We start from the raw sequence: 11,691 nt of genomic DNA, 5'->3' as shown, positions 1-11,691 counted from the left end.
CCGGGCACCGGGCACCGGGCACCGGGCACCGGGCACCGGGCACCGGGCACCGGGCACCGGGCACCGGGCACCGGGCACCGGGCACCGGGCACCGGGCACCGGGCACCGGGCACCGGGCACCGGGCACCGGCGACGATCAAGCCTGGCTCAGTGGCCCTGGTCAAGCCAGGCCTCCGGTAGCGGGGCCGGATTTTGTCGGTGGCCCGCCCTAGGCTGGACGGGCACAACGCCTGCCGCACAAGGCCAGGCCAGACCACTACGAACCCGCCCCGCCATGAGTGCGACCGCACCCATGCAAGGCACAGGAGGTCCCATGACGACCCTGTCCAACCGCCCGAACACCGCCCTTCTCATCGTCGACGTGCAGAAGGGCGTGGTGGAAGGCGCACTCCGCCGCGACGAAGTGATCGCCAACATCAACACTCTGCTCGGCAAGGCCCGCGCGGAAGAGGTCCCGGTCGTCTGGGTCCAGCACTCCGACGACGGCCTCAAATACGGCAGCGAGAGCTGGGAGTACGTCGCCGAACTGGTCCGGGAGGACTCCGAGCCCGTGGTCCACAAGCTCTACGGCGACTCGTTCGAGGACACCGACCTGGAGACCCAGCTCGCCGCCCGAGGCGTAGGCCGCCTGATCGTCAACGGGGCCCAGACCGACGCGTGCATCCGCTCGACCCTGCACGGCGCCTTCACCCGCGGCTACGACGTCACCCTCGTCGGCGATGCCCACACCACCGAAGACCTCACCGCCTACGGCGCTCCGCCGGTCGACCAGGTCATCGCCCACACGAACCTGTACTGGAAGTTCCAGTCCGCCCCCGGCCGCGAAGCATCCGTCGTTGACGCAGCCGACGTGACCTTCACGACCTGACCCTCACGACGTGACCTCATCCAGACCAACGAGAGACGACGACGCGTGCTCACGATTCACCTCGTGGGGATCGACAACATGTCCGCCGCTTGGCCGACGAAAGCACCCCAACCTGGTGTAACACCTGAACGACGCAATCCGCAATACACAGGATGTAAATGCCTCCGAATTCGGTGGTGCACTACGCAAGTTGTTATCAAGCGGAGAAAAGCGTTATCCCCTCAAAGAACACATAGCAGATACAGCCAAATAATGAGACCACCAAGTCTTCCGCCCCGAACAAGGCCGGAAGAATGATCTACTCTGCACTGGATGCCGATATAAGCTGGATGCCGACATAAGAGAACCGGAGGAAATATAAGGACCCGGCGAGCTGCCAGATCATCGGACTCATCATCCGAAGGTCCAGATCACCGGGCGCCATACAGGGACCCACACCAGCGAGGCACGACACCCGCCGAGTTCAAGCCGGCGAAACCGTGACCCCCACGACACCAGGCCCCGTATGGACCCCGATCGCCGCCCCGATCTCCCCCACCCATACGGCACCCAGCTTCGGCACCCGCCCCCGCAACCGTTCCACCAGCGCTTCGGCCCGCTCGGTGGCCCCCATGTGCTGCACCCCCACGTTCACCACGTCGGCCCCCGCCGCCACCACGGCCAGGTCCTCCAGCCGCGACAGCGCCCGCGAAGCGGTCCGGACCTTCTCCAGGAGAGAAACGGCGCCGTTGTTGACGTGCAGCAGGGGTTTCACGGCGAGCGCCGTCCCGAGGAGATTGGCGGCGGCGCCGATCCGGCCGCTCCGCCGCAGGTGCTCCAGCGTGTCCACGTAGAAGAACGACCGCGTCCCGTAGGCGCACCACCGCGCCCGGGACACCACCGCGGAAAGGGACTCCCCCCGCGAAGCGGCGATGGCCGCGGCGAGAACGGAGAATCCCAGGCCCATCCCCACCGACCGGCTGTCCACCACCTCGACCGGCAGCGGGGCGGACTGTGCGGCCAGTCGCGCCGCTTCGACGGTCCCGGACATGGCCCCGGACAGATGGAGTGACACCACCTCGGTGAAACCACGCCCCGCGCAGGCCTCGTACACGTCCGCGAACTGTGCCGGAGACGGCCGCGAGGTGGAAACCGCGCCGGACTCCCGCAGGGCCCCTTGAACCGCCTCGGCGGAGATCTGGGCGCCGTCCAGGAACTCGCGTCCGCCGACGACGACCGTCACCGGGACCACCGCTATCCCGTATCGGGAGAGCTCGGCTGCGGGGAGGTACGCGGTCGAGTCGGTGACGACGGCGACCGTCATCTACTGCACGGGCGTGCCGCCGCGCCAGACGCGGCGCGGCTTCAGTCCGAAGGCCCAGGCGAAGGCGCCCTCGTGGTCGGCGTCCCACTGAACGATGTCCGCGAGCCGTCCGGGCGCGAGGATGCCCCGGTCGGGGGCGCCGAGGACCTGCGCCCCGCCGAGGGTGGCGGCGCGGAGGGCGTCGCCGACGCTCATGCCGAACGCGGCCACGGCGAGGCTGATGACGAGGGACATCGAGGTGATGCCGCAGTGGCCGGGGTTGTGGTCGCTGCCGAGCGCGACGGGGACGTGCTGCGAGAGCAGGCGGCGGACCGGCGGGAGCGAGCCCTGCTGGAGGGCGGTGCCGGGGCAGACGACCGCGGGCACGCCGTAGCGGGCCATCAGGGCGATGTCCTCGTCGGTCACGTGGTGGAGCAGGTCGGCGGAGGCGCAGCCCATCTCGGCGGCGAGCTGGACGGCGCCGCGCTTGGCGTAGGCGCCGGCGTGGACCCGGGGCAGCAGGCCCACGTTCCGGCCGGAGGCGAGGACCCAGCGGGCCTCCTCCGTGGAGAAGTGGCCGTCGTCGCAGTAGACGTCCACCGAGTCCGCGCCGGCTGCGGCGGCGTCGGCGCACCACGCCGCCACGGCCTCGACGTAGTCGCGCTGGCGGCCGAAGTATTCCGGCGGGACCACGTGGGCGGCCATGAAGGTCACGTGGACGCGCGGCATCATGGGTTCCTTCTCCAGCTCGCGGAGAAGGCGCACGTCGGCGAGTTCGCCGTCGCGCGTCAGGTGGTAGCCCGTCTTGGCCTCGACGGTGGTCGTGCCGCTGAGGAGCCATTCGCGCAGGCGTTCGCGGACGCCGTTGCACAGCGTCCAGGGGTCGGTGCCGCGGGTCACGGTGACCGTGGAACCGATGCCGCCGCCCGCGGCGGTGATCGCGGAGGCCGAGGAGCCGCCCGAGCGCATCGCCAGTTCCGCATAGCGGTTGCCCGCGTAGACGGGATGGGTGTGCGCGTCGATGAGGCCGGGGGTCACCAGGGCGCCGCCCAGGTTCTCCACCTGGTCGACGTCGGTGATGTCGTCGACGACTCCGGGAACGGATTGCGGCAGGTCGGCCGCGCGGCCGACCCAGGCGATCCGGTCGTTGTGGACGAGAATCGAGGCGTTGCTGCAGACATCGTGGCCGGTCCAGAGACGGCCGATGTTCGTGAGCAGCCGAACGGTCATCCGACCACCACCAGTGTGGACGCCAATGCCGTCGCCACTGATGGACCCACTGGGTCCGCTCCGTGTCCGGACGTCATTGGGGGTCTCCTGCTCTCATCGCGCACCGGGTTGTGCGATGGACCAATCGCCGGGGGTCACCTCGGCGATTTCAGTCCAGTTACGTTATTTCACAGGTCGGCTCGCTGTACAGGGTTATTGAGAAGAACGCCGGTTCGCCTCCTGGGCATCCGGTTGGCCCGTCCTGCTCTCCTGTCACGCCGGGACCCATTCCCCCAGGTAGGGCCCGGTAAAGCGCGCGTCCCCCACGCGTAACGGCACTCACAGCGAAAGTCGCCGTAAGTTTCGGCATATCGTACCAACGGCGAAGCTTGCTAGCTACCGCCGCTTTCCTGCCAGTTTACGGAATAGGTACGAAATTAGACGGTTTCTACCGGCTTGGCCACCCTGTCCAGCTCGTGGAGCAGCGCCGACGGGACCCGGGCGTGCAGGACGGTGCCGTCGCCGGTGTGGTCGACCGACAGGACCTCGCCCTCCTTGTGGGCCCGTGCGACCAGGTCGCCCCGGTCGTAGGGGACGAGCAGGTGGACCTCGTGGTCGAGGTGCGGGAGCTCCTTCTCGATGAGGTCCATCAGCTCGGTGATGCCCTGGCCGGTGCGCGCGCTGACCACGATGCTGTGGCGCTCGCGCAGCGTCAGGCGGTCGATCACCTCGGGGCTGGCGGCGTCGGCCTTGTTGATCACGACGATCTCGGGGATGTCCCTGGCGCCCTCGATCTCGCCGAAGACCTCACGGACCGCCGCGAGCTGCGACTCGGGGTCGGGGTGGGAGCCGTCGACCACGTGGAGGATCAGGTCGGCGTCGCCGACCTCCTCCAGGGTCGAGCGGAACGCCTCGACGAGCTGGTGGGGCAGGTGACGCACGAAACCCACCGTGTCGGCCAGGGTGAACAGGCGGCCTTCGGGGGTGCGCGCGCGGCGTACCGTCGGATCCAGCGTGGCGAACAGGGCGTCCTCCACCAGCACACCCGCACCGGTCAGCCGGTTCAGCAGCGACGACTTGCCGGCGTTGGTGTAGCCGGCGATGGCGACGGCCGGGACCTCGCGGCGCTGACGGCGGTTGCGCATCGTGTCGCGGGCGGTGGACATCTCCTTGATCTGACGGCGGAGCTTGGACATGCGCTCGCGGATGCGGCGGCGGTCGAGCTCGATCTTCGTCTCACCGGGGCCTCGGCCACCGATGCCGACGCCACCGGCCGCCCGGCCGCCGACCTGGCGGGACAGGTTGCCACCCCAGCCGCGCAGGCGCGGCAGCAGGTAGGAGAGCTGGGCCAGTTCGACCTGGGCCTTGCCCTCGCGGCTCTTGGCGTGCTGGGCGAAGATGTCGAGGATCAGGGCGGTCCGGTCGATGACCTTGACCTTGACGATCTCCTCGAGCTGGCGCAGCTGGCCGGGGGTCAGCTCACCGTCGCAGATCACGGTGTCGGCGCCGGTCGAGGCGACGACGTCGCGCAGCTCGATCGCCTTGCCCGAGCCGATGTAGGTGGCGGCGTCGGGGCGGTCGCGTCGCTGGATGAGGCCTTCGAGGATCTCGGAGCCGGCCGTCTCGGCCAGCAGCTTGAGTTCCTGGAGGGAGTTCTCGGCGTCGAAGACGGTGCCGCTGGTCCACACCCCGACCAGGACGACCCGTTCGAGGCGGAGCTGCCGGTATTCGACCTCGGTGACATCTTCGAGCTCTGTCGAAAGACCCGCGACCCGCCTTAGCGCCTGACGCTCTTCGAGTTCGTAATCGCCGATGTCTTCTGGCTCGTTATGCATATACGTCATTTCTCCTGACAACAATGCGACACCACCGTGTCTTCCCGTCGATGGTGGCATGACACACGAATCCCGCGCATCCCGTTAAGCTCCCAGCTCAGCACGGAGGGGCGGCCGTCTCACGCCGTCCTCCAACTCCATGCCAACCCGGCACCAAACGCCTCCCCGGATCCTCGGTCCAGACGAACGAGGAGGAATCATGATCAATGATCTGCGCCAAGCGGTCCGGGGACGGGTGCTCACCGCCGGCGACGAGGGTTTCGACCGGGCCCGTGAGCCCTGGGACGGCGCGGTCGACCAGCGCGTCTCAGCCGTCGTGGAGGCCGAGGACGCCGCCGACGTGGCCGCCGTGGTCCGCCACGCGAGCCTCTACGGCCTGGCCGTCGCCACCCAGCCCAACGGCCACGCGCCCTCGGCCGGGTTCGAGGACGCGATCCTGCTGCGCACCTCGCGGATGCGCGCGGTGCACGTGCGGCCCGAGGAGCGGGTGGCCCGCGTGGAGGCCGGCGCGTCGTGGCAGGAGGTGCTGACCGCCGCGGCCAAGCACGGCCTGACCGGACTGGCCGGGAGCACCGGCGCGGTCAGCGTGACCGGGTTCGTGCTGGGCGGCGGGCTGAGCTGGTTCGGCCGCAGGCACGGCTTCGCCGCGAACAACGTGGTGGCCTTCGAGCTGGTCGACGCCCAGGGCGAGCACCGGCGGGTGACCGCGCACACCGACCCCGACCTGTTCTGGGCGCTGCGCGGAGGCGGCGGCGACTTCGCGGTCGTCACCGCCGTCGAGATCGGCCTGTTCTCCGCCCCCGAGCTGTTCGGCGGCCGGATGATGTGGCCCGCCGCCCGCGCCGCCGAGGTGCTGACGGCCTTCCGCGAGGCGACCGCGACCGCCCCCGACGAGCTCACCCTGTGGTTCACGCTGCTCCAGCTGCCGCCGTTCCCCGAACTGCCCGAGCCGCTGCGCGGCCTGTCGGCCGTCTGCCTGGACGCCACCTACCTGGGCGGGGAGGAGCGGGCCCGGGAGCTGCTGGCCCGCTTCGACGCGATCCCCGGCGCGATCGTGGACACCCGCGGCACGATGCCGCTCGACCGGCTCGGCGAGATCTGCATGGAGCCGACCGACCCCACCCCCGCGCTGGTCACCTCACACCTGCTGACCGACCTCGACGACCGGGCGGCCGCCACGCTGCTCGCCGCGGCCGGGCCCGGCACGGTCGCCCCGCTCACCTTCGTCATGGTCCGCCACCTCGGCGGGGCGCTGGCGCGGGAGCGTCCCGGCGCGGGCGCCTGCGGCCACCTGACGGAGAAGTACCAGGTCCACGCGGCGGGCATGCTGCCCTGGCCGGAGCTGGCCGGGCCGATCAGGGAACGGCAGGCCTCGATCGCGCGGGCACTGGAACCCTGCGCGTCCGGCCGCAAGGCCTTCACGTTCCTCGGCCACGACGAACCCGCCGACGCCGCCTTCCCCCCGGGCACCCTCGCCCGGCTGCGGCGGATCAAAGCCCGCCGCGACCCCCTGAACACGTTCCGGTCCAACCACCCCGTGGGCCGGAACTAGAGCTTGAGGACCTTGCTGTCGCCCGAACCGGTCTGGATGACGATCTTCTTGGGGGCGGCCGGGTCGTTGGTGACCTCGACGGTCTGCTCTCCCGAGCCGGTGTGGAGGGTGGCGTGGTAGCTGCCGCCGGGGACCCACGCGATGCCGTCGCCCGAACCGGTCTCGATGGTGACCGAGTCGGGCGCGGCGCCGAACTTGGCCTCGACGTTGCCCGAACCGGCCTCGGCGACGAAGGTCTTGCCCAGCAGGCCGCTGGCGTCGACCTCGCCCGAACCCGTCGAGACGTCGACCGGGCCGCTGAGGGCGCGCAGCGTGATCTCGCCCGAGCCGGTGTCGACCTTGACGTTCAGGCCCTTGGGGACCTCGACGTTGTAGTCGATCGAGCAGTCGTCGCAGGTGTAGGCGAGGGTCAGGGTGCCGTCGCCGACCTCGTGGCCGTCGGTCGGCTTGTCGCCCCGGTAGTGGAGGGTCTCGGTCACCGCGATGCCGGTGCGGTCGGACTCGTTGACGACCACGTCGCCCGACCCCGACTGGACGCGCAGGGTGGTGACGGCGTCCTTGACGTCGTACTTCTCGACGGCCTGGTTGCGGGGGCCGAAGTCCAGGTCGAAGGGGAGGTCGCCGCAGGCGGTCAGGACCAGCGCGGATCCGGCCAGCAGACCCGCGGCCGCGAGGCTCTTCATTCTCATGCCATCAGTCTGGGAGCGCGGGCGCCCCGCTCCCATCGGGGATGGCCCCCAGGGCTCCCTGAGCCGACCCTCAGGAAACGCCTCTGATAATCTTCCATTGGACAGAATCGAATTTCCGTACAGTGGAAAAGAGTGGGCGATGACGAACGGCGTTGAGATCAACGGCCCGATGTCCGACCGATTCGACGAGATCCTCAGCCCCGAGGCCCTCGCCTTCGTGGCGGATCTCCACCGTGCCTTCGACGACCGCCGCCGCGAGCTCCTGGCCGCCCGCCAGACCCGCCAAGACGAACTGTCGGCGGGGGGGACGCTCGGATTCCTTCCCGAAACGGAAGAGATCAGGCGCGGCGACTGGCAGGTGGCGCCCCCGGCGTTCGGTCTGGAGGACCGCAGGGTCGAGATCACCGGGCCGGTCGACCGCAAGATGACCATCAACGCGCTCAACTCGGGCGCCAAGGTCTGGCTGGCCGACTTCGAAGACGCCAACTCCCCCACCTGGGAGAACAACCTCAACGGCCAGCTCAACCTGCGCGCGGCCCTCGACCGTGAGATCGACTTCGAGAGCGGCGGCAAGTCCTACACGCTGAAGCCCGACGAGGAACTGGCCACGATCGTGGTCCGCCCCCGGGGCTGGCACCTCGACGAGAAGCACCTGACGGTCGACGGCGCCCCCGTGTCCGCCTCGATCTTCGACTTCGCGCTCTACTTCTTCCACAACGCCCGCCGTCTGCTGGCCAAGGGCAAGGGTCCCTACTTCTACCTTCCGAAGATCGAGTCCCACCTGGAGGCCCGCCTCTGGAACGACGTCTTCGTCGCCGCCCAGAACGCGGTCGGCCTGCCCCTGGGCACCGTCCGGGCCACGGTCCTGATCGAGACCTACCCGGCGGCCTTCGAGATGGAGGAGATCCTCTACGAACTGCGCGACCACTCCGCCGGTCTCAACGCCGGCCGGTGGGACTACCTGTTCAGCGTGATCAAGAAGTTCCGCACGCGTGGCCGCGAGTTCCTGCTCCCCGAGCGCAACACCGTGACGATGACGGCGCCCTTCATGCGGGCGTACACGGAACTCCTGGTGCGGACCTGCCACAAGCGCGGCGCCCACGCCATCGGCGGGATGGCCGCCTTCATCCCCTCCCGGCGGGACCCCGAGGTGAACGCGGTCGCCCTGGAGAAGGTGCGGGCCGACAAGACCCGCGAGTCGGGCGACGGCTTCGACGGCTCGTGGGTGGCCCACCCCGACCTGGTGCCGATCTGCAAAGAGGTCTTCGACGGGGTCCTGGGCGACCGGCCCAACCAGCTCGACCGCAAGCGCGAGGAGGTGTCGGTCACCGCCGAGGACCTGCTCTCGGTCTCCAAGACGCCCGGCGAGATCACCGAGACGGGCCTGCGCAACAACGTCGACGTCGCGCTCAGGTATCTCGCGGCCTGGATGGGCGGCAGCGGCGCGGTGGCGATCCACAACCTGATGGAGGACGCCGCCACCGCCGAGATCTCCCGGTCGCAGATCTGGCAGTGGATCCACAACGACATCGAGCTCGCCGACACCCGCGAGGTGGTCACCAAGGAGCTCGTGGAGCGGATCATCGACGAGGAGCTCGACAAGATCAGAGTCGAGCCGATCTGGGACGAGAAGCTGTTCACCCAGGCCACCGACCTGTTCAAACAAGTCGCTCTTGACGATGACTTCGCCGAGTTTTTGACCCTTCCGGCGTATTCTCAGATGCCGTGACGGTCATCGACCGGCTCGACGCGCTGTTCCCGCCCGACCGGGTCATCACCGACCCGGTCCGGCTGCGGACCTACGAGTGCGACGGCCTGACCTACCACCGCGCGACCCCGATGGTCGTGGTCCTGCCGGAGACCACGGAGGAGATCGCGGCGGTGGTCAAGGTCTGCGCCGAGTTCGGCGTGCCCTTCGTGGCGCGCGGCTCGGGCACGGGCCTGTCCGGGGGCGCGCTGCCCCGATCCGACGGGGTGCTGATCGTGACGTCGCGGATGCGGCGGATCATCTCGATCGACCTCGACCAGCGGCGGGCCGTGGTGGAGCCGGGGGTGACCAATCTGGCGATCACCGAGGCGGTCCGCGACCGGGGCTACTACTACGCGCCCGACCCGTCGAGCCAGCAGATCTGCTCGATCGGCGGCAACGTGGCCGAGAACTCGGGCGGGGCCCACTGCCTCAAATACGGGTTCACCGTGAACCACGTCCTGGCCCTGGAGGTCGTGACCCCCAACGGGGAGATCATGGAGATCTCCGAGGACGACTTCGGCTACGACCTGCTCGGCGCGTTCGTCGGGTCCGAGGGCACGCTCGGCATCGCCACCAAGATCACCGTCAGGCTGATGCGGGCGCCCGAGGCTGTGACGACCCTGCTGGCCGCGTTCCCCAACATCGAGGCGGGCGGCCAGGCGGTCTCGGCGATCGTCGGGGCGGGCATCGTGCCGGCCGCGATCGAGATGATGGACGCGCTCGCCATCGAGGCCGCCGAGGCAGCCGTGGCCTGCGGTTATCCGCCCGAGGCCGGAGCGGTGCTGATCGTCGAGCTCGACGGGCCCGCCGCCGAGGTGGAGTCCCAGCTCGCCGAGGTGATCGCCATCTGCGTGGGCACCGGCTCGTTCGAGCAGCGGGTGGCCGCCTCGGCCGACGAGCGGGCCAAGATCTGGAAGGGCCGCAAGTCGGCCTTCGCCGCGGTCGGCCGGATCAGCCCGGCCTACATCGTCCAGGACGGCGTCGTGCCCCGGACCTCGCTCGGCGAGGTGCTGGCCGGGATCGACGCGCTGCAGGTGGAGTTCGGCATCCGGGTCGCCAACGTCTTCCACGCCGGCGACGGGAACCTCCATCCGCTGGTGCTGTTCGACGACACCGCGCCGGGTGAGGGCCACCGGGCCGAGATCGTCAGCGGGCGGATCCTCGACCTGTGCATCCTGCACGGCGGCTCGATCACCGGCGAACACGGCGTCGGGGTCGACAAGGCCCGCTACATGCCGCGCATGTTCACCGACGCCGACCTCGACACCATGCAGCGCGTGCGCTGCGCCTTCGACCCCGGCGGACGGTCGAATCCGGGCAAGGTGTTCCCGACGCCGAGGTTGTGCGGCGAGGTGCCCCGCGTCCGCAAGGGCTCACCCGGGGAGATCTTCTGATGCTCGGCCACACAGGAGTCACGGTCCGCGAGGCCGGACCCGGCGACGCGGTCGGCGGAGTGCTGCCGCGCTGGGTCGCCCGGCCCGAATCCGTCGACGAGATCTCGGTCGTCCTGGCCGCCTGCGCCGACGCCGATCTGGCCGTGGTCCCCGCCGGGGGCCGCAGCAAGCTCGGCTGGGCGGCCCCGCCCGAGCGGGCCGACGTGCTGCTCGACCTGTCGCTCATGCACGACGTGCTGGAACACGTGGCCGGTGACCTGGTGGTCCGCGTGCAGGCGGGCATCCCGCTGGCCCGGCTGGCCGAGATCCTGGCCAAGGCCGGGCAGGAGCTCGCGCTCGACGTGCCGTTCCCCGAGGCGACCGTCGGCGGGACCCTGGCGGCCCCGGCGCCGGGCCCCCGGGCCTACCGCTACGGCAACGCGCGCGACCTGCTCATCGGGGTGACGGTCGTGCTGGCCGACGGGACGGTCGCGAAGGCCGGCGGCAAGGTCGTCAAGAACGTCGCCGGATACGACCTCGGCAAGCTGTTCACCGGCTCCTACGGGACGCTCGGCGTGATCGCCGAGGCGACGTTCCGGCTCCACCCGATCGCGGCCGACCGGTGCTGGCTCACCTTCGAGTGCGAGGGCTGGGAGGACGCCGGGGTGCTGATGAGGTCCCAGCTCGAACCGAGCGCGGTCGAGATCGACCGTCCCGCCGTGGGGATGTCGATGGTGGCGGCGCTGTTCGAGGGGCCCGCCGCGCGGGAGCGCGCCCTGGTGGCGCGGGAACTGCTGGGCGGCGGGGAGGTCTGCGCCGAGTCGCCGCCGTGGTGGGGCCGGCCGCCGGGTGAGCCGCTCCACTCGCTGCGGTGCCGGGTGGCGCCGCACATCCCGGACGGGGTCTCGGTACGCGGCTCGCTCGCCACCGGCGTCTACCTGGCCTCCGGCCCGGCCGACCTCGACGCGTGGCGCTCGGAGCTGCCCGGCCACGCCCGGCTGGTGGGCCTGTCGGGCGAGGTCACCGGCGACCGCTGGGGCCCGAACCCGTCGCTGCCGTTGATGCGGCGGGTCAAGGAGCGCTTCGACCCCGGGCGGCGGATGTCGCCCGGACGGCTCGCGGGAGGCGTCTGA

General features: G+C 70.3%; 9 protein-coding genes. 5 read left to right on the top strand and 4 right to left on the bottom strand.

The features are described 5' to 3' along the window. Positions 1-313 precede the first annotated feature (313 nt). Entirely contained in the window at positions 314-868 is a 555-nt protein-coding gene (locus tag AW270_RS13195; protein ID WP_061294422.1) for a cysteine hydrolase family protein, read from the top strand. Positions 869-1,331: 463 nt separating this feature from the next. On the opposite strand, the gene AW270_RS13190 is transcribed toward AW270_RS13195, so the two are convergent. The 3 genes from AW270_RS13190 to hflX all read right to left on the bottom strand — a co-directional run bounded on the left by AW270_RS13190 (position 1,332) and on the right by hflX (position 5,194). Next, positions 1,332-2,171 (bottom strand): DegV family protein, encoded by an 840-nt coding sequence (locus tag AW270_RS13190; protein ID WP_061294420.1) that lies wholly within the window; start codon positions 2,169-2,171, stop codon positions 1,332-1,334. Next, positions 2,172-3,380, bottom strand: a complete 1,209-nt coding sequence (gene hutI / locus AW270_RS13185) for an imidazolonepropionase (protein ID WP_061294418.1) — start codon at positions 3,378-3,380, stop codon at positions 2,172-2,174. It abuts the gene before it with no gap. Positions 3,381-3,796: 416 nt separating this feature from the next. After that, positions 3,797-5,194 (bottom strand): GTPase HflX, encoded by a 1,398-nt coding sequence (gene hflX / locus AW270_RS13180; RefSeq protein ID WP_245674693.1) that lies wholly within the window; start codon positions 5,192-5,194, stop codon positions 3,797-3,799. 199 nt (positions 5,195-5,393) lie between these two features. Between hflX and AW270_RS13175 the strand changes: the two genes are divergently transcribed. Further along, positions 5,394-6,746, top strand: a complete 1,353-nt coding sequence (locus AW270_RS13175) for an FAD-binding oxidoreductase (protein WP_061294414.1) — start codon at positions 5,394-5,396, stop codon at positions 6,744-6,746. Here the strand turns inward: AW270_RS13175 and AW270_RS13170 are convergent. Beyond that, a complete protein-coding gene (locus tag AW270_RS13170) occupies positions 6,743-7,435 on the bottom strand; it encodes a DUF4097 family beta strand repeat-containing protein (RefSeq protein ID WP_245674692.1) in 693 nt (230 codons plus the stop codon). The two genes, AW270_RS13175 and AW270_RS13170, sit on opposite strands and share 4 nt — an antisense overlap. Positions 7,436-7,574: 139 nt before the next feature. On the opposite strand from AW270_RS13170, the gene aceB reads away from it, so the two are divergent. Genes aceB through AW270_RS13155 form a run of 3 tightly spaced genes read left to right on the top strand, consistent with a single transcriptional unit; the run spans position 7,575 to position 11,691 of the window. Then, positions 7,575-9,164 carry a malate synthase A gene (gene aceB, locus AW270_RS13165; protein ID WP_061294410.1) on the top strand — a complete coding sequence of 530 codons (1,590 nt, stop codon included), beginning with the start codon at positions 7,575-7,577 and terminating at the stop codon, positions 9,162-9,164. Further along, complete coding sequence (locus AW270_RS13160; protein WP_061294408.1) at positions 9,161-10,579, top strand: FAD-binding oxidoreductase; 1,419 nt, start codon at positions 9,161-9,163, stop codon at positions 10,577-10,579. The genes aceB and AW270_RS13160 overlap by 4 nt, the downstream gene beginning before the upstream one ends. Further along, positions 10,579-11,691 (top strand): FAD-binding oxidoreductase, encoded by a 1,113-nt coding sequence (locus AW270_RS13155; protein WP_061294406.1) that lies wholly within the window; start codon positions 10,579-10,581, stop codon positions 11,689-11,691. The genes AW270_RS13160 and AW270_RS13155 overlap by 1 nt, the downstream gene beginning before the upstream one ends.

This window comes from Herbidospora cretacea (genome assembly GCF_001570605.1).
Classification (GTDB): Bacteria; Actinomycetota; Actinomycetes; order Streptosporangiales; family Streptosporangiaceae; genus Herbidospora; species Herbidospora cretacea.
The sequence above is the reverse complement of the archived record's forward strand: the minus strand, read 5'-3'. Positions and strand labels throughout refer to the sequence as shown.